Origin of the sequence: Marivirga arenosa (assembly GCF_030503875.2) — a bacterium.
Classification (GTDB): Bacteria; Bacteroidota; Bacteroidia; order Cytophagales; family Cyclobacteriaceae; genus Marivirga; species Marivirga arenosa.
The window spans coordinates 2,549,332-2,567,719 of sequence record NZ_CP129968.2; the positions used below are offsets into that span (position 1 = coordinate 2,549,332).

General features: G+C 38.5%; 22 protein-coding genes. 6 read left to right on the forward strand and 16 right to left on the reverse strand.

The window, feature by feature from the left end; translation table 11 throughout:
• Positions 1-128: 128 nt before the first annotated feature.
• Positions 129-305: a hypothetical protein gene (locus QYS47_RS11035; RefSeq protein WP_322346131.1), complete on the reverse strand. Its 177-nt coding sequence runs from the start codon at positions 303-305 to the stop codon at positions 129-131.
• A 292-nt stretch (positions 306-597) separates the two neighbouring features.
• Between QYS47_RS11035 and QYS47_RS11040 the strand changes: the two genes are divergently transcribed.
• Entirely contained in the window at positions 598-2,235 is a 1,638-nt protein-coding gene (locus tag QYS47_RS11040) for an ABC-F family ATP-binding cassette domain-containing protein (RefSeq protein WP_322346133.1), read from the forward strand.
• A gap of 419 nt (positions 2,236-2,654) precedes the next feature.
• On the opposite strand, the gene QYS47_RS11045 is transcribed toward QYS47_RS11040, so the two are convergent.
• Positions 2,655-2,945 carry a type II toxin-antitoxin system RelE/ParE family toxin gene (locus QYS47_RS11045; protein ID WP_322346134.1) on the reverse strand — a complete coding sequence of 97 codons (291 nt, stop codon included), beginning with the start codon at positions 2,943-2,945 and terminating at the stop codon, positions 2,655-2,657.
• Complete coding sequence (locus QYS47_RS11050; protein ID WP_322346136.1) at positions 2,946-3,167, reverse strand: addiction module protein; 222 nt, start codon at positions 3,165-3,167, stop codon at positions 2,946-2,948.
• A 404-nt stretch (positions 3,168-3,571) separates the two neighbouring features.
• On the opposite strand from QYS47_RS11050, the gene QYS47_RS11055 reads away from it, so the two are divergent.
• A complete protein-coding gene (locus tag QYS47_RS11055; protein ID WP_322346138.1) occupies positions 3,572-4,825 on the forward strand; it encodes a hypothetical protein in 1,254 nt (417 codons plus the stop codon).
• 166 nt (positions 4,826-4,991) lie between these two features.
• Here the strand turns inward: QYS47_RS11055 and QYS47_RS11060 are convergent, their stop codons facing one another.
• Both QYS47_RS11060 and QYS47_RS11065 read right to left on the reverse strand, forming a co-directional pair.
• Positions 4,992-5,774, reverse strand: a complete 783-nt coding sequence (locus QYS47_RS11060; RefSeq protein ID WP_322346140.1) for a hypothetical protein — start codon at positions 5,772-5,774, stop codon at positions 4,992-4,994.
• Positions 5,771-6,829, reverse strand: coding sequence for an RHS repeat domain-containing protein (locus QYS47_RS11065; RefSeq protein WP_322346142.1), 1,059 nt, complete (start codon positions 6,827-6,829; stop codon positions 5,771-5,773). The genes QYS47_RS11060 and QYS47_RS11065 overlap by 4 nt, the downstream gene beginning before the upstream one ends.
• A gap of 100 nt (positions 6,830-6,929) precedes the next feature.
• Between QYS47_RS11065 and QYS47_RS11070 the strand changes: the two genes are divergently transcribed.
• Entirely contained in the window at positions 6,930-7,142 is a 213-nt protein-coding gene (locus QYS47_RS11070) for a hypothetical protein (protein WP_302124793.1), read from the forward strand.
• Positions 7,143-7,955: 813 nt separating this feature from the next.
• Here the strand turns inward: QYS47_RS11070 and QYS47_RS11075 are convergent.
• The 5 genes from QYS47_RS11075 to QYS47_RS11095 all read right to left on the reverse strand — a co-directional run bounded on the left by QYS47_RS11075 (position 7,956) and on the right by QYS47_RS11095 (position 12,416).
• Positions 7,956-8,276 (reverse strand): type II toxin-antitoxin system RelE/ParE family toxin, encoded by a 321-nt coding sequence (locus tag QYS47_RS11075; protein WP_302124789.1) that lies wholly within the window; start codon positions 8,274-8,276, stop codon positions 7,956-7,958.
• A complete protein-coding gene (locus tag QYS47_RS11080) occupies positions 8,270-8,524 on the reverse strand; it encodes a hypothetical protein (RefSeq protein WP_302124787.1) in 255 nt (84 codons plus the stop codon). The genes QYS47_RS11075 and QYS47_RS11080 overlap by 7 nt, the downstream gene beginning before the upstream one ends.
• A gap of 30 nt (positions 8,525-8,554) precedes the next feature.
• Positions 8,555-9,508 carry a tyrosine-type recombinase/integrase gene (locus tag QYS47_RS11085; RefSeq protein WP_322346146.1) on the reverse strand — a complete coding sequence of 318 codons (954 nt, stop codon included), beginning with the start codon at positions 9,506-9,508 and terminating at the stop codon, positions 8,555-8,557.
• Positions 9,474-10,490, reverse strand: coding sequence for a tyrosine-type recombinase/integrase (locus QYS47_RS11090; protein WP_322346148.1), 1,017 nt, complete (start codon positions 10,488-10,490; stop codon positions 9,474-9,476). The genes QYS47_RS11085 and QYS47_RS11090 overlap by 35 nt, the downstream gene beginning before the upstream one ends.
• A 366-nt stretch (positions 10,491-10,856) precedes the next feature.
• Positions 10,857-12,416, reverse strand: coding sequence for a hypothetical protein (locus QYS47_RS11095; RefSeq protein ID WP_322346150.1), 1,560 nt, complete (start codon positions 12,414-12,416; stop codon positions 10,857-10,859).
• 112 nt (positions 12,417-12,528) lie between these two features.
• Here QYS47_RS11095 and QYS47_RS11100 point away from each other — a divergent pair, with 112 nt between their 5' ends.
• Both QYS47_RS11100 and QYS47_RS11105 read left to right on the forward strand, forming a co-directional pair.
• Positions 12,529-12,861, forward strand: a complete 333-nt coding sequence (locus QYS47_RS11100) for a helix-turn-helix domain-containing protein (protein ID WP_322346153.1) — start codon at positions 12,529-12,531, stop codon at positions 12,859-12,861.
• Positions 12,858-13,118, forward strand: coding sequence for a hypothetical protein (locus QYS47_RS11105; RefSeq protein WP_302124768.1), 261 nt, complete (start codon positions 12,858-12,860; stop codon positions 13,116-13,118). Before QYS47_RS11100 ends, QYS47_RS11105 begins: the two co-directional genes overlap by 4 nt.
• A 138-nt stretch (positions 13,119-13,256) precedes the next feature.
• Here the strand turns inward: QYS47_RS11105 and QYS47_RS11110 are convergent, their stop codons facing one another.
• Positions 13,257-13,589 (reverse strand): hypothetical protein, encoded by a 333-nt coding sequence (locus QYS47_RS11110; protein ID WP_322346157.1) that lies wholly within the window; start codon positions 13,587-13,589, stop codon positions 13,257-13,259.
• Between the two features lie 5 nt (positions 13,590-13,594).
• Positions 13,595-14,575 (reverse strand): RHS repeat domain-containing protein, encoded by a 981-nt coding sequence (locus QYS47_RS11115; protein ID WP_322346159.1) that lies wholly within the window; start codon positions 14,573-14,575, stop codon positions 13,595-13,597.
• 100 nt (positions 14,576-14,675) lie between these two features.
• On the opposite strand from QYS47_RS11115, the gene QYS47_RS11120 reads away from it, so the two are divergent.
• On the forward strand, positions 14,676-14,888 hold the full coding sequence (locus QYS47_RS11120; protein WP_302124793.1) for a hypothetical protein: 213 nt from the start codon (positions 14,676-14,678) through the stop codon (positions 14,886-14,888).
• Positions 14,889-15,701: 813 nt separating this feature from the next.
• Here QYS47_RS11120 and QYS47_RS11125 read toward each other — a convergent pair.
• The 4 genes from QYS47_RS11125 to QYS47_RS11140 are packed head-to-tail and all read right to left on the reverse strand — an operon-like array spanning position 15,702 to position 18,236.
• Positions 15,702-16,022 (reverse strand): type II toxin-antitoxin system RelE/ParE family toxin, encoded by a 321-nt coding sequence (locus QYS47_RS11125; RefSeq protein ID WP_302124789.1) that lies wholly within the window; start codon positions 16,020-16,022, stop codon positions 15,702-15,704.
• Positions 16,016-16,270: a hypothetical protein gene (locus QYS47_RS11130; RefSeq protein ID WP_302124787.1), complete on the reverse strand. Its 255-nt coding sequence runs from the start codon at positions 16,268-16,270 to the stop codon at positions 16,016-16,018. The genes QYS47_RS11125 and QYS47_RS11130 overlap by 7 nt, the downstream gene beginning before the upstream one ends.
• Before the next feature lie 30 nt (positions 16,271-16,300).
• Positions 16,301-17,254, reverse strand: coding sequence for a tyrosine-type recombinase/integrase (locus tag QYS47_RS11135; protein WP_322346146.1), 954 nt, complete (start codon positions 17,252-17,254; stop codon positions 16,301-16,303).
• Positions 17,220-18,236, reverse strand: a complete 1,017-nt coding sequence (locus QYS47_RS11140; protein WP_322346148.1) for a tyrosine-type recombinase/integrase — start codon at positions 18,234-18,236, stop codon at positions 17,220-17,222. The genes QYS47_RS11135 and QYS47_RS11140 overlap by 35 nt, the downstream gene beginning before the upstream one ends.
• Between the last annotated feature and the right edge of the window lie 152 nt (positions 18,237-18,388).

Here is an 18,388-nt window from a genome sequence, read left to right on the forward strand (position 1 = left end):
AGCAGAAATTTTAGAGTATAGAAGGTTTTAGAAATCAGTACTTAATATATAATCTTACAGTATCATTTTTTTGGATTAAACACTCCTCACTACCAGAATTGTAATCTCTGATGGTATGTCTTTTAATTCTAAATAATACAATTATCCTTATCCACCAATGCTGCCAAATCTACCCTTGCCTCCGTAAGAAAAGCCTCGCCAACAGCAAACCTATACTCAGCCCTAACAGCAACTGTAAGCTCAGCTTGGTGCTTGGTGTATGTGGTATCTATTAAGTGGATCAGACATTTTTGAAGGGGTTGCATGCGGTTTTTTTGATTGAAGTTTAAGCAAACGGGAAAAGTATGAAATAACACACGTTACAAAAACATACTAGTGGGATTATGATTTCTGATAGGATGTCCATCTCCCAACTAATTGAATTATTGGATATTGAAAACTCCTTTCATTTTATCAAGGAAGTACACGATTTGGACTACCTCTCTGATTCATGTTTATAAAGCATTACAAATCACAGTGCACTTTCAACAAACATTTATATTCTTATAAAATAATCATGTGATTAATTAATACCTTTGCGGCTTAATTTGATACAATATGATTTCAGTAGATGCAGTAGGCGTAGAATTTAGTGGCTCCACCCTTTTTAACAACATTACTTTTAATATTAATGAGAATGATCGCATAGCCCTAATGGGTAAAAATGGTGCAGGTAAATCGACCTTACTAAAAATCATTGCAGGAGCGAATAAACCTACTTATGGTAAAATTTCTGCACCTGGAGATGCAATCATAGCATACTTACCACAGCATCTATTAACAGAAGATGATTCCACTGTTTTTGAAGAAGCCTCTAAAGCTTTTGCCAGCATTTTGGAGATGAAAAATCAAATGGAATGGTGTAATCAGCAATTAGAAACGAGAACTGATTACGAATCAGATGAATACAGCAAAATAATTGAACAAGTTTCAGAACTGAGTGAAAAATACTATAGCATAGATGATATAAATGTAGATGCTGAGGTAGAGAAAACATTGTTAGGTTTAGGATTTTTAAGGTCAGATTTTAATCGTTCTACTGCTGAATTTAGTGGAGGATGGCGAATGCGAATTGAGTTAGCCAAAATCCTTCTGAAAAAACCTGATTTGATTCTTTTGGATGAGCCCACCAACCATTTGGATATCGAGTCAGTGCAATGGCTAGAAGATTTTTTAACCAACAATGCAAAAGCTGTGATGGTCATTAGCCATGATAAAACCTTTGTGGATAATTTAACCAACCGTACCATAGAAATCACCCAGGGAAAAATCTATGATTATAAAACCAACTATTCTCATTATTTAGAATTGCGCAAAGAAAGACGCGAACAGCAACAAAAGCATTTTGATGATCAAGCAAAGCAGATTGCCGAAATTCAGCAATTTATTGACCGATTTAAAGGCACCTATTCCAAAACGCTTCAGGTACAATCCCGCGTGAAAATGCTGGAAAAGATGGAAATTGTAGAAGTAGATGAAGTTGACACCGCTGCATTAAATTTGAAGTTCCCTCCTGCTCCACGCTCAGGAAATTATCCGGTAATTGCGGATGGCTTGACTAAAAATTATGGTGATCATATAGTTTTCAAGGATGTTTCCCTAACCATCGCCAGAGGTGAAAAAATTGCTTTTGTGGGTAAAAATGGTGAAGGTAAGTCCACTTTAGTAAAAGCCATAATGGGTGAAATTGATTTTGAAGGCGAATTGCAAGTGGGCCATAATAGCATGATAGGCTATTTTGCACAGAATCAGGCCGCTTTACTAGATGGTGATCTTACCGTTTTTCAGACCGTTGATAACATTGCTAAAGGGGATGTAAGAACTAAAATCAAAGACATCTTGGGTGCCTTTATGTTCAGTGGAGATGCCCTTGATAAAAAGGTGAAAGTATTGTCTGGAGGAGAACGTACCCGACTAGCAATGATTAAATTATTGCTTCAGCCCGTTAATTTGCTAATTCTTGATGAACCTACCAACCATTTGGATATCAAAACAAAGGAGATTTTAAAAGATGCTTTAAAAGCTTTTGAGGGTACTATGATATTGGTGTCTCATGATAGAGATTTCCTCGATGGCTTAGCCAATAAAGTATTTGAATTTGGCAATAAGCGAGTAAAAGAACATTTTGAGGACATTAATGGCTTCTTACGAAATAAGAAAATAGAGAATTTGAAGGAAATTGAGATAAAGGTTTGATTAGTTTAGTATTGTGCATATTTAGTATGGCTACCCTCAGTAGTCTGTATAAACTGTAAAGTGTCGTGTTCTATAATGAGAGAGCTGATATAGTCCGTAGCTTTTATCAAGGTGTTGTTTTCGTTTACTTTTTGTCTTTGCTGGCTGCCAGAAGCAATTTTGTTTTACAGGAAGATTTTGATGGTTATTTAAGGTTCTTGGTTCTTTGCTAATGGACACACGCGGAAACGCGTACGCCAGCGGAGAAAACGGGCGCAAGGCTTCACCAAGAATTTTTCAGCCTCGATGGGAAAGGAAAAATAATTTGCTTACTGTCGTAATGTACTGCCCTTCCTTTGGTTCCGCACGCGCGGAACCAACTACTGTCCTCTCCTAACTATTGCATATTGCTTTCAAGCAGTAAATATTAGGAAGGCAGCTTATTTATAGAGGTCTTTAGGATTTCGACTAGTATGGAAGACAGCATAAATGATGACTGACTTCTCTTCAATACCATATACTATTTTATAGGGAAAACGCTTCATGACAGCCACTCTTTCTTCTTTACTACTTATAGGATATAGCAGTGGTTTTTTGGTTATCCTAGCCAAATGCTTTTCCAGTGAACTAACAAATTCTGAACCTAACCCCTCCTTACGATCTTCATACCATGTAAAAGCATCACTGATCTCATCAGCTGCTTCTTCTTTGATGACAAGAGTATAATTCATTTACCCTTGAAGTCGTGCCTTTACTTCTTCCCAACTATAGGATTTAGACTCTCCTTTTTTATGGCGGGCTATTCTTTTATCCAATTTTTTTCGCTCGGACTCACTTAATAAAAAATCATTCGATTTGTCAGCTTGCATCATGCCATAAACTAGCTGGATAAAACGTTCATCAGCATTGTTCAAATATTCCTGAAGTTCTTTTCTTAGAGTTATTGTGCTCATAGGTTTGAGATTGTCTTGTAATTGTAAATATAACATTTTCATTTTCTATTTTAGTTTCATTTATTGATTTTATCACAACAGATGGAACTTATGTAGTTCTTGTTTTAAGCTTTCCATTTCATTCTGTAAATAGCTTTCTGTACTGCTGATATATCTGTGACCTGCCAAGTATTGGGCTTCGCTGAAATTGTGTTGTTTCACCCATTTGGTAATCACGCTATGCGGATTTCCTTGGGGTTTAAAATTTTGGGATTGATCTTAATAAAATCGAGCAATTTGGGTCATGAAGTTGCTAAAACTTTAACTACTGTTCCTTCTCCTAAACCTCAGTACAGCCGTTGCGAAATAATTCTATCCTTGCTACATTTGCTGCCTTTTGTATAAAATAACCCTTTCCAAAATCAATGAAGCGTTCATATCATTCCGATGTTATCATTTCTTTTCAACTGGGAGTGTTACAGCCTGAAATTCTCCAACAAATACCATCAAGTACCCTGCACAATTGGAAGCACCGTAATCTGGCCAAACTCGTAGGCACAAAGCAATGTCTCATCAACGAACAACATATCCGAATGGTCAAGGATTTCCTCAAACACAAACAAGCCCTAAGACTTGCCAAAGCTGCCTATCTTGCCTTTAAAATCCTTAAAATTTTCACCCATGCCTCCAATGCTTTCAGAAAATGGGGCAAAAACAATAAAAAATTTCTGGTCGAGAAAATACAGCACTTAACATGTTACATCCCTTTAAACAAAGCACTTAAACTTTTCGATATCTCATCCCAAGCCTACCACCGTTGGAAAAATCAAGTAAACTGTGACAACTCATTGATGCGCCTTTGTCATAAAACACATCCCTTTCAACTCTGCTCCGATGAAGTTGCCAACATAAAGAAATACCTTTCCGATAAAAGTCTCTTGCATTGGCCTTTGGTCTCCATTTATTACCAGATGCTCAGACAATCAGCAGGATATATGTCACTGGCTACCTTTTACAAATACAGTCGCTGTATGTTGGACAAAGGCATGGTGCCCTTGAGAAGAAAAGGACAAAAGAAAAAATACACCCCCATAAAGGCTACTGATCCCTGGCAAATTCTTCACATGGATATTACACTTCTCAAAACTTCAGGAAATCAAAGACTGTACCTTTACATCTTACAAGACAATTTTTCCCGGGCTATCTTATCTTGGACTTTATCTACTGAATACGGGGCCGCCATTGCTCTGAATAACCTTAAAAAAGGATTGGGTAATAAACAGAACCTTAAAGAAAATACATTGGTGATCTGCGATGATGGTTCGGAAAACAAAGGAATAGTCAAAACTTACTTAGAAAAACAACCTTTAATGCAACAAGCAGTTGCCCAAAAAGACATTATCCAGTCCAACAGCATGGTGGAAGCACTCAACAAAAGGTTGAAATATCATTTTATCTTCCGCCATACCCTCAATGATGAAGCAGATGCCCTTCAAGTGATTGGAAATGCCGTGAATGATTACCACCAACAGCCATTGAGGGTACTCCACGGGCTTACTGCCATGGAAGTACTTAAAGGAAATATACCTGATAAAACACTATTTTCAGACAAGATCAAGGAAGCGGCCATGAAAAGACCGCAAATCAACAAGCAAAATGCCTGCACTGCTTGCAGCTGATTCAACATCGCAACAATCCAACCAAAGAACGTTTCTCCATAATACAGCTTCCACCCTAAACCATCACAACTGGCTATCTACCTTTTATATATGCTCAATCCCAATATCGGGACACACTAGTACCGTTTTTGCGTGGGTTGTGCAGGGGAACGGGGAATTTTATAAATTATCCTAATGGATGGAAGTTAACATTGCAATTATTCTCTACAAGCCTATCTTTCAACTCGCTCCCAACTATAATTCTTTTGTCTGCCGCTGCTCCACTTCCAAAATACTCCTGGGTCTTAAAAATAGGTAAAGGATCTTTAGAAACTAAGGTAGGAAAAAATCCTTTTGCAATTGGTAAGTACTTTACCCTTCCACATAATTGACAGCTTTGACTAGGATAATAATTCATATCATCTAATGAATAGCTAGTGGTAGGTAATATTAATTGTACAACTGAGCTTGAAACCTTACCTGTTTTATGGATTATTACCTTTTCAGATTCAACACCTAGCGGTTTAAATAATTGATCATATAGTTCAGCTTTTACAAATAGCTCCTCAAATATCCAATTCAGTAAAAAAATTGACTTTTTACCCCATTTCGGCTCAACTTTAATTCTTAAAGGTGACTTTTGAACTTTACCAATTCCACATGATGAACAATAATCACTTAGATCATAGCATTGTTCCAAATAATCATCCTCCGGTTGAGGGAAACCGTTAATCCATTTCGGATAAACAACAGCACTAACAGACTTTCTAACCTCTGCCTTTGTAAATTTTGTTTCAACAACATCTGAAGCTTCCCATGCTATTAACATCCTTTTAATTTCATTCCAATGTTTATGAGTCTCTTCTACAACGAAAGTTTGAAATCCTTCATCCAATCTTATTCCGCATGACCCAAGCATTTCACGTTGTTGTCCATCAACATTTAATGTAATACGATGTTCTATTTTCATTTCAGTTTAAGTGCATTTAAAATTTCCGGATAATCTTTATATATCTGTCTTGCTGTGTTTATCACTTGTTCGCGAGTAGCATTTATAGTACCGTTTCCATATGGTATCGCCTTTCTCCAAGCATTAGTAAATGCTTGATGTTCTGTTTTAGTTAATGCAATAGAGAGCATTTGAGTTGCTTTCTCACCCATAATTGAAGCAAACCTTTTCTCTATCAAATGATGTACTTGCAACCCTTTCCCTGCAGTTAAGGCCTTTAAAGCACCGTAGCTTTTAATCCCATATTGATTCGCAAAAGCAAACTTTCCAAATTGAGATGTTCTTGTTCCCAAAATAACCCATTTACCCCCTCTAAATATGGCCTTCACTACTGTTCCACCAACAAAAAAGCTCAAAAGTTCTGCATTAGCTCTAAGCATATCACCATCTGTAAAATGTTCTGCTGTACAATTTGCATCACACTTATGGTTTGCTGGAGTATCAAACGCCTCTAAATTATTACCATTTTTTCTAATTCCTGTTCCCGGGGTATTAACTTGTTTTAGACCATTATCAGCCACGCCCTCCTTACAGGGTGGGTCATCACATCCACCTTCCTCACTATCATCACTATCTGAGTTTGAACCTATTCCATAGTAAGATAAAACGTCTTCAAACCCTTCATCCCCAGAATTCCATTTTCCAGCTTCGCCTTCATACAAGCCATTAGGGTCTATGTAACTAATAGGATTATTAAATCCATATCGAAAAGGTGTTAATTCTGGCGAAAGATCAGCCATTGGATCAATCACATGCCATCGTCCTAATGATGGGTCATACATCCTAGCCCCGTAATCCAACCATCCAGTTTCTTCCTGCTCTTCCTTGCTGTTGTATTTGTAATTGTTCGCCTTGCTGTAGCTTCTCTGATAGGAGTTAAAAGGCAAGCCAAAAGGATAGTAATTATAGCGATTTTTTAGCGCACACTCTTTTTTCTTTAGGCTCTCCCCTAAAAAAACAGCGGTTTTGCCCATGCTTTCCCCTGCCTGTCGGTATGATAATTTTAAACAGCCCATTTAAGCTTTCAAGATAATAATATTTTTTTTCGCCCTCGCCTGTTTTTTAAGTTTTCATTCGTATAAGTAGTAAATAACTTAATTTTAAAAACATATGATTATGGCACACAATTTCGATTACAATAAAATTATGGAGACTTACAACAATGCTGCAAGCCCTGTTGCTGCTAATGGGGCATTTGATTTAGTAAGAACATCATTAAAAGACGGTCACGAGGTTCAGATTAATTTTGGAGAAGGACAACAGTCTAAAAGGTTTACAAAGATTGAAGACTTTAATAAATGGGTTGCCGACATTAAGGAGAGGATTTAAATAGTTTGTTGGCAATATAAACTAACGTTTTTTTGAAGGATAAAAGCTTTGGGCGTGCGTGGGATTGTGTGGCATTTATTCTTCAAAAAAATGATCCAAGCGAACTGCTGCACCCCATTAAATGTAAAAAATCTGGCAGAGCGCGGTAAGTATCCTGATCACTAAAACGACCACAACAATTTGCTGGAACCACTTCACTTTCCCGACCTGCACTGTCTGCTCTGCGGGCCCCTGCGGGCGCCACCACCAGCCTGCCAAGGGGGAACGTAGCAAAGCGGAGAGGCTTGGCAGTGCGGACAGCCTTTGGATTGTGCGTCTGGTTTGCGGGGGCTGTACGGGACTGGTGGTGGCACGCAGGCCCGCACTAACTCGGGCTGTGGTTTTGTTTTTTTGCCTTTGCCCCGCAGGGATCAAACACATCAAAAAAACAAAAAGGAACAGACGTGGCGAGGAGCGGATGGCAAGCAAGGGGAGGAAAATGCAAATAGGGTTTGTGCGGCTGCTAAATATGCGCTGTACTCTGATACCGATTTACCTGCTTATGCTTTTTTGCTAAGCGGGTGATCCATTAACAACAATCAGTGTGCAGCGCATGTTTTAAGGCGTGAAGATTTGCATTTTTCCGCACTGCAGCCTTGCCAACGCACCACAGGCACACCGCTTCACCAAGTATTTTTCCGACCCCTCGATGGGGAAGAAAAAATAAACTGCTCACTCTCGTATCGCACCACTCTCGGCATGGTTCCGCCCGTGCGGAACCAACTACTGCCCTACTGCTTTTTGGTGGAGTTGATATAAAGATTTTACTGGGGGTTATCTCTTTTTCTGGATGTTTGAGGGATCTCTGCTTGTATGAAAAATATCAAGGATCAAGATTGCTTTACTGGTAATCTCGTAAATTATTTTATAGCTCCATATTACTTTATAACGATAATTACCAGGTTCACCCTTTAAATTAGGCTCTTCTTCAAATTTCTCAGGAAAGTCGCTCAAAGACTTGGATTGTGCTACTATTTCGTTTCTGACTTTCTTGGCTACCTCAATGGATTCTCTTTTCTTAATATAGTTGTAAATACTTCTTAATGATCTTTTTGCTTCATCATCCCAGATAATACCTAACCTTTTCTTTACCATTCCTGCATCTCTTTTTCAAGATCATCCTGAGTAGTATATTGACCTTTCGCTATTCTTGCTTTAGCATCCCTGACCCTTGTCTTTAATTGATTTGCCGTCATAGGTTTGCCCGATAAAGTATAATCATCTTGCGTATATTCTTTAGCTACAGCATAAAGCATTTTTATAAGCCTAGCATCTCCTTCTTCTATAAAATGGTAGAGTTCTTCTTTGATCTTAGGTGCTCCCATAATTGATGTTATTTCCATACAAATTAACGATTTATTTTTGCAATTAATTCATCCCATCGGATGGAACTGCTGGATTTCTTCTTTTAAGCTTTCTACATCGTTTCTTAAATAGCTTTCTGTACTGCTGATATAGCGATGGCCTGCTAGGTATTGAACTTCTCTTAGATTATGGCCTCTTAGCCACTTAGTAATCACACTCGATCTGATCTGCTCAGCATTTTTTACTCTACTATTTATCTGTTTTACCTTTAGCATTAACTGCGTCATAAAATTGCTAAAACTATAGCAGTTACCTGCTTCTCCAATAAATAGTCTATTGGTTACCTGTGGCTTTTGGCTTTTTCTTTTAGGTTTCATCTGCAACAGCTCAGCTCGAACATGTAATATATAGTCGTATAAATCCATGACCTGATAGCTTTCTAACTGCAGCAATCTGCCGTTATATTTTTTACCTCCCAGTACATCGAGGTTTCCTTCTCTTAATTTAATATGGCTCACTTCTAATCTGGCTAACTCTGTTGTTCTTAAGCCTTGGTAAATCAGCATGCCTAGCATCACTTTATTACGCTTATCCTGATGGCTTTCAGCAGGATATTGATTATACAGGCTGTGGAGATCCTCACTACTTAATATGGGGTAAAGCGTTTTCCTTTTAATGCCTTTTACAGCTATATCTGTTACTGGATCTTTACTGATCAACTCTTCCTCTAGTAAATAATTATAGAAGTGCTTAATAGTGCCTATATAACTTTGTATTGTTCTTTGGCTTACTTCCCTGCTATTGCACCATTTCATAAAACTTAATAAGTCTGTATAGCTTACTTCTGTCACTGACAGATTCTCTATAGCTAGCCAGTCAAAGTAGACCGATACTATCCTTAATCTACTCTTGATACTTGCTTTACTGGCTTGTTTTACTTTCAGATACTTTATAAAACCTTCTTTCAGCTGTACTTGGTTTATTAACTCATCTTTCATCTTCTGATAGCTGGATATATTCATAGACGGGTATATTTTTATAGACTGTTTGTTGCTCACTGGGCTTATGCTGAAGGTGCGCATAGATTTGCGTACTTTCTAAGCTGCTATGACCTAAAAACCTGCTAATGCTTTCCAGTTTCATACCTGCTGTTAATAGGTGGGTAGCTATGCTATGCCTGAGCGTATGTAATCCTATCTCCTTTTCTATTAAGTCCAAGTCTCCTGTTTGGTATTGCAACTTCTTTAGTCTAAGCAGAAGGCTTTGGCCTTGCATGCCTTTTCCTGAGCTGTAACTAATAAAAAGCTTACCTATCTTGCTGCCTCTGCTTAAAGCTGTTCTATGATCATAGACATAACTAATTAAATGGTGTAGATTCCTTTTACTGATTGGTACTAACCTTTCTTTATAGTTCTTCCCTCCTTTCACATGCAATATGCTGCTATCAAAATTGATATCTTCTACTTCCAGCTGTACGCCTTCATTTCTTCTTAGACCACAACCATAGTAAATAGCTAGCATGGCTCTGTCTCTTGACTGTATTGCTTCATATAGTTGATCTGAGGCATTCGGCTTTCTATCAGGTAACTGATAGCTTGCCTTAAAAAGAAGCCTAATTTCTTCCACTGTCAGATAGTCTAGCTTCCTGACCGCTTCTTCATCTTTTAACCTGATTGCAGGGATTTCCAGCCTGCCTACCTTTCTCAAGTATTCAGTAAACTTTCGTAATGCCTGTATATGCTTGTTCAGGTGGCCATTACTTAGCCCACCGCCCCGCCTGTTGTTAGCTCGTTCCTTTAGCTTTTGGTAATAGCCTTCAATGTGCTTTGTTTTTAGCTCTCTGATGTTTTTGATTTCCTGCTGCTCAAGATAGTGGAGCAGTTCACGAACGTGTAAGGGAAGGTTGTACACAGTAGTAATACTATAGCCCTGCACGGCAAGCCATTCTTTGAAGCTTTCTTCCAGATAGCGATATGAGGCATTGGATAGGTTTAACTTTTTCATCTATATTTATTCTAACTTTATCACTCCAATGACTACTTTTTGGCACTTATTATCAGGCAAGTATTGCAGGTTCTCAGGTAATCGCCTAACAGGCTCTGTTTTTCACTTCGGTTGGTGTTTCCAGAACTTTTGAACTTTGCTTATAAACTCTTGACAGGCTGCAGCTTTACTGGTTCATTGAGTAAGTGAACCACCCTTGAACCACCTATGAACATCCCCCTTTATTTTACTACTTCTTCCTTTAGTACTATTTATACTACGATTGAATAAAGCTTAATGAACCTAATCAGATATATACTATATTAAGCTGTTTCACGGTGCTCTGTCTATAACATGCACCGAGTACTCCCCTTTGGGGAATGATTCTTACTCTTTTAATACTTTTAGCAACTGATCTAATACACCTCCCACATTTTGCTTTAAGCTTTCATATTCTTCCATTTCTACTATTCTATAATGATGCACTTTGCCCTTTTCTCCTTTGATCTTCTCTACAAAATCATAGGCCTGCAACTCTACCATATACCGCTTCTGATTGCTAGGATTTATTCTGGTTGCTTTCCGTACTTCCTGATTGGTAAATTCTTCTTTCCCCTCCTTCTTTAACCATGATTTCAACCATTCCAGATAATTTCGACTTGCCTCATTCAAGGGATCGGATTTCCTGATCAATACTTCCTTCATCAGCTTATTGGCTTCTTCTATATCTTCAAGAGTTGTATTGATGTAAACCTCTCCTGTTTCCCTATCGGTTTCTTCCTCTCTTTGGTATTGATGGTAAAAAGTCACCGCTTCGATGAAGGCTAAATAATGCGCATTCGTTCTTCTGGGCTTAAACACGATAGCTGGTAGCTGCAACTGCTCTGCATAAGGGTTTCTGATGCTTACAGGCTTTAACACACGTTGTGTATTTTTTAAGAGCTCTTGTAATTGATGGGCTGCTGCTATATCTACTTTACCTGCTGATAACTTCCGCTGATAGGCCATAATTTTTTCATCCTGCCCCCTGCTTTCATCTATGTAAATCATAAACGATCGATTCGCATTATCTTCATACAGACTTTCTTTAGTGGTACAGCCTGCTACACAAACAGGGCCTTCTACTGTTAAGGTCACTGTTCTGGTCTCTCCTTTTGTGTTTTTAACTACTACCGTTTTGGTGATCCGCTTTTTGCTCTTGATTTCTCTTAGAGGATAAAGTACTTCTTCCGCACCGTCCAGGTCTTCTATGAGTATGAGTTTGTTTCTTAGTTCCTGCTGACCAAAATAGTAAAAGGCATTGCCGCTCAGGCTGGTGATTTCCAGCTTATCCTCTTCGGGGATTAAAGCTGCTACTTTCTCTTGCAAATGGGTTTTACCTATGCCAGAACTGCCCAAGCTAATCACATGCAGCGGATTATCTCTTTTTCGGCTCGTAAAGATCAAATACATCAATAGCCTGTTGTTTTCTTCTCCTATCACTCCTGCCTTGCCTATATCCTCTTTTGTGCGTTCTATCAAGTTAGGAGCTTTTAAATATTGTAAGGCTTCCTTTCGCTCTGTGGTAGTGAGTTGCTTGCGCTTATCTTGTGTTTGGACTTTTAATTCTATTTCTTTTAGTCTGTAGGCTTCCAGCTCGTCTGTGAGTTCTGTTAATGCCGCTGCTGCTACACTCGTTCCTATTTCTAACCTTTCTGCTATTTTCCTGATCAGCTTTTCTGTTTGGGTATCATTGTATAAATCAAGGTTGTGGCGCAAGCTTAAGTGTTCCACTTGGATTTTCAGGGTTGCCCTCATCCTGTCCAAGCCTTCCATTCTAATACCTCCTAAAATAGCGATTTCTAATGCTCCCTGAGTAAAGGTGAGATGTTCGGGGTTGGAAGTATCTAAAGGTTCTGTGGTAGCTTTCATTTTTCTAAAAATAATTTTTACTGATATATTTATCATAAATCTATAAGATATATCAGAACAAAGCAAGACTTATATGATTTGATTATGATATTTATATCACCTACTTTTACCTAAAGCATCATATTTATATCATTTTACTTACTTATCTATGACTTTAGGCAACCATATCGCCACTTTACGCAAGAATAAAAAAATATCACAGCAAGAGCTGGGCAAGCTTGCTGGCACCTCTGGCGATCTCATTGGGCGCTATGAAAGAGATGAGGTAAAACCCTCTATTGATGTGGTCATTAAGATAGCTGATGCATTAAATGTATCACTCGACTTCCTTGTAGGTAAAACTGATCTTGAGCTCGATACTGATGCACTAAAAAGGCTGGAACTGATTTCTAAACTCCCGCAGGAAGAAAAAAAACAACTACTACACGTTATCGATGCACTTCTAAGAGATTTTAACGCTAAAAAAGCTTATGCTTTATGAGGACTAAAATTGAAGAGTTCAATGGCACTCATGTTTCTATTCGTTTTTTCCCAGATTCAGAACATGAACAAAAAGCTTTATCTGCTTTCAAAAATAATCGTGCTAATGACAGCATAGAACTCAATGTTATAGGAAGGGTGGAAAAAGCGATTCTTTCTCAAGGTCTGGGACAGTACTCAGTTACAGGATTCAATGGAGTTCAAAACAATATCTACTATATCTTTCAAGTGCAAAGAATTGGGGGCTTAGGACATTAAAAAACCCCAAGCTTTAAGAGAAGCTTGGGGTTTGGTTATATCTTAATGTATGTATTTATTAATTACCACCATGTAAAACATGGCGGGAACGGGGGACCCAATGGTAAATATAGGTTTACAACAAGACTTCTTAGCATTTTAATCTTGATCAATAGTTCGATAACCATTCTCCCATTCTTTGGAGTCTGAGTAGTAGATCAATGATTCACCTAATGAAGTCCCAAACCAAACAGTATAGTAAACACTATCTCGTTTTTCATAGAATAGTTCTTCAGAATCAATATTACTTAAATCAACTTCATTTAGAGTATTAGGTAGTTTTCCATGCAATGCCGAATATTCCTCTATCTTTTCAACTAGCAAATTACCATTTCTTTTTAACCTGTTCTCGTCAAAATCACGTAGAAAAACGAAATAGACTAGTAAAATAATTGATATTACCAATCCAATAAGAATTGTTGCTTTTTTCATATTAGTCATTCTTTTGTATCCTCTTTCTTCTCTTCTTCTGTTGTGTGTTTCGGATCAGAAGACATATTTGTCTCGGTTGGTGGTGTAGATGTGTCATCCGCATCTGGCAAATTGTCGTAGTTTGGTGCATTTTCTGGATCAGTCGCTCCCAAGACATCAACTAAGAAATTCTGTAACTGCTCAGCAAATGACAGATCGCTTTCAGGGTCAAAGAAATCTGCTCCAAATTGTGCACCAAATTTATCACTAGGTAAATCCTCATAACTAAAAGCTGAATGCTCCGCATTAATCATATCACCTAACTCTTGCAACAGTCCATCTTGTAATGCTTTACCAACAGGGTGTTCTTCTCCATTTTGCTTATAGCCATAACTTCTACCAGCATAAAACATGAAGTGCGCCATGTCGACCCAACCACCTTTTTTGGTATAGATATATCGGTTACCACCTGAAGTATTAAAGGGAGCAGTATTCGCTGGCTTAGGACCTTTAAAGGTCATCTTAGTTTTACCCATTCTTAGCATTCCAGCATTTGCATCACTGCCTCTTGTTTTTCCCAAACCTGTTGATAAATTATTCATGAAGGAAACAAACCCCTGAACCGTACCAGCTAAAGGTTTAATAGGTTCATTTCCATCAGGGTCAATATTTCCAATAGGGTTATTCAGGACATAATTATATGGACTATATGCAGAATATTTCTCACTTAGGTTATCAACTCCATTCCATCTCCCTAAATCAGGCTGATACATTCTTGCCCCATAGTCAATCCACCCTGTTTCTTCCTGCTCCTCCTTGCCGTTGTACTTGTAATTATTCGCCTTTGAGTAGCTCCTCTGATAGGAGTTAAAGGTTAGACCAAAAGGATAGTAATTATAGCGATTTTTTAGCGCACACTCTTTTTTCTTTAGGCTCTCCCCTAAAAAAACAGCGGTTTTGCCCATGCTTTCCCCTGCCTGTCGGTATGATAATTTTAAACAGCCCATTTAAGCTTTCAAGATAATAATATTTTTTTTCGCCCTCGCCTGTTTTTTAAGTTTTCATTCGTATAAGTAGTAAATAACTTAATTTTAAAAACATATGATTATGGCACACAATTTCGATTACAATAAAATTATGGAGACTTACAACAATGCTGCAAGCCCTGTTGCTGCTAATGGGGCATTTGATTTAGTAAGAACATCATTAAAAGACGGTCACGAGGTTCAGATTAATTTTGGAGAAGGACAACAGTCTAAAAGGTTTACAAAGATTGAAGACTTTAATAAATGGGTTGCCGACATTAAGGAGAGGATTTAAATAGTTTGTTGGCAATATAAACTAACGTTTTTTTGAAGGATAAAAGCTTTGGGCGTGCGTGGGATTGTGTGGCATTTATTCTTCAAAAAAATGATCCAAGCGAACTGCTGCACCCCATTAAATGTAAAAAATCTGGCAGAGCGCGGTAAGTATCCTGATCACTAAAACGACCACAACAATTTGCTGGAACCACTTCACTTTCCCGACCTGCACTGTCTGCTCTGCGGGCCCCTGCGGGCGCCACCACCAGCCTGCCAAGGGGGAACGTAGCAAAGCGGAGAGGCTTGGCAGTGCGGACAGCCTTTGGATTGTGCGTCTGGTTTGCGGGGGCTGTACGGGACTGGTGGTGGCACGCAGGCCCGCACTAACTCGGGCTGTGGTTTTGTTTTTTTGCCTTTGCCCCGCAGGGATCAAACACATCAAAAAAACAAAAAGGAACAGACGTGGCGAGGAGCGGATGGCAAGCAAGGGGAGGAAAATGCAAATAGGGTTTGTGCGGCTGCTAAATATGCGCTGTACTCTGATACCGATTTACCTGCTTATGCTTTTTTGCTAAGCGGGTGATCCATTAACAACAATCAGTGTGCAGCGCATGTTTTAAGGCGTGAAGATTTGCATTTTTCCGCACTGCAGCCTTGCCAACGCACCACAGGCACACCGCTTCACCAAGTATTTTTCCGACCCCTCGATGGGGAAGAAAAAATAAACTGCTCACTCTCGTATCGCACCACTCTCGGCATGGTTCCGCCCGTGCGGAACCAACTACTGCCCTACTGCTTTTTGGTGGAGTTGATATAAAGATTTTACTGGGGGTTATCTCTTTTTCTGGATGTTTGAGGGATCTCTGCTTGTATGAAAAATATCAAGGATCAAGATTGCTTTACTGGTAATCTCGTAAATTATTTTATAGCTCCATATTACTTTATAACGATAATTACCAGGTTCACCCTTTAAATTAGGCTCTTCTTCAAATTTCTCAGGAAAGTCGCTCAAAGACTTGGATTGTGCTACTATTTCGTTTCTGACTTTCTTGGCTACCTCAATGGATTCTCTTTTCTTAATATAGTTGTAAATACTTCTTAATGATCTTTTTGCTTCATCATCCCAGATAATACCTAACCTTTTCTTTACCATTCCTGCATCTCTTTTTCAAGATCATCCTGAGTAGTATATTGACCTTTCGCTATTCTTGCTTTAGCATCCCTGACCCTTGTCTTTAATTGATTTGCCGTCATAGGTTTGCCCGATAAAGTATAATCATCTTGCGTATATTCTTTAGCTACAGCATAAAGCATTTTTATAAGCCTAGCATCTCCTTCTTCTATAAAATGGTAGAGTTCTTCTTTGATCTTAGGTGCTCCCATAATTGATGTTATTTCCATACAAATTAACGATTTATTTTTGCAATTAATTCATCCCATCGGATGGAACTGCTGGATTTCTTCTTTTAAGCTTTCTACATCGTTTCTTAAATAGCTTTCTGTACTGCTGATATAGCGATGGCCTGCTAGGTATTGAACTTCTCTTAGATTATGGCCTCTTAGCCACTTAGTAATCACACTCGATCTGATCTGCTCAGCATTTTTTACTCTACTATTTATCTGTTTTACCTTTAGCATTAACTGCGTCATAAAATTGCTAAAACTATAGCAGTTACCTGCTTCTCCAATAAATAGTCTATTGGTTACCTGTGGCTTTTGGCTTTTTCTTTTAGGTTTCATCTGCAACAGCTCAGCTCGAACATGTAATATATAGTCGTATAAATCCATGACCTGATAGCTTTCTAACTGCAGCAATCTGCCGTTATATTTTTTACCTCCCAGTACATCGAGGTTTCCTTCTCTTAATTTAATATGGCTCACTTCTAATCTGGCTAACTCTGTTGTTCTTAAGCCTTGGTAAATCAGCATGCCTAGCATCACTTTATTACGCTTATCCTGATGGCTTTCAGCAGGATATTGATTATACAGGCTGTGGAGATCCTCACTACTTAATATGGGGTAAAGCGTTTTCCTTTTAATGCCTTTTACAGCTATATCTGTTACTGGATCTTTACTGATCAACTCTTCCTCTAGTAAATAATTATAGAAGTGCTTAATAGTGCCTATATAACTTTGTATTGTTCTTTGGCTTACTTCCCTGCTATTGCACCATTTCATAAAACTTAATAAGTCTGTATAGCTTACTTCTGTCACTGACAGATTCTCTATAGCTAGCCAGTCAAAGTAGACCGATACTATCCTTAATCTACTCTTGATACTTGCTTTACTGGCTTGTTTTACTTTCAGATACTTTATAAAACCTTCTTTCAGCTGTACTTGGTTTATTAACTCATCTTTCATCTTCTGATAGCTGGATATATTCATAGACGGGTATATTTTTATAGACTGTTTGTTGCTCACTGGGCTTATGCTGAAGGTGCGCATAGATTTGCGTACTTTCTAAGCTGCTATGACCTAAAAACCTGCTAATGCTTTCCAGTTTCATACCTGCTGTTAATAGGTGGGTAGCTATGCTATGCCTGAGCGTATGTAATCCTATCTCCTTTTCTATTAAGTCCAAGTCTCCTGTTTGGTATTGCAACTTCTTTAGTCTAAGCAGAAGGCTTTGGCCTTGCATGCCTTTTCCTGAGCTGTAACTAATAAAAAGCTTACCTATCTTGCTGCCTCTGCTTAAAGCTGTTCTATGATCATAGACATAACTAATTAAATGGTGTAGATTCCTTTTACTGATTGGTACTAACCTTTCTTTATAGTTCTTCCCTCCTTTCACATGCAATATGCTGCTATCAAAATTGATATCTTCTACTTCCAGCTGTACGCCTTCATTTCTTCTTAGACCACAACCATAGTAAATAGCTAGCATGGCTCTGTCTCTTGACTGTATTGCTTCATATAGTTGATCTGAGGCATTCGGCTTTCTATCAGGTAACTGATAGCTTGCCTTAAAAAGAAGCCTAATTTCTTCCACTGTCAGATAGTCTAGCTTCCTGACCGCTTCTTCATCTTTTAACCTGATTGCAGGGATTTCCAGCCTGCCTACCTTTCTCAAGTATTCAGTAAACTTTCGTAATGCCTGTATATGCTTGTTCAGGTGGCCATTACTTAGCCCACCGCCCCGCCTGTTGTTAGCTCGTTCCTTTAGCTTTTGGTAATAGCCTTCAATGTGCTTTGTTTTTAGCTCTCTGATGTTTTTGATTTCCTGCTGCTCAAGATAGTGGAGCAGTTCACGAACGTGTAAGGGAAGGTTGTACACAGTAGTAATACTATAGCCCTGCACGGCAAGCCATTCTTTGAAGCTTTCTTCCAGATAGCGATATGAGGCATTGGATAGGTTTAACTTTTTCATCTATATTTATTCTAACTTTATCACTCCAATGACTACTTTTTGGCACTTATTATCAGGCAAGTATTGCAGGTTCTCAGGTAATCGCCTAACAGGCTCTGTTTTTCACTTCGGTTGGTGTTTCCAGAACTTTTGAACTTTGCTTATAAACTCTT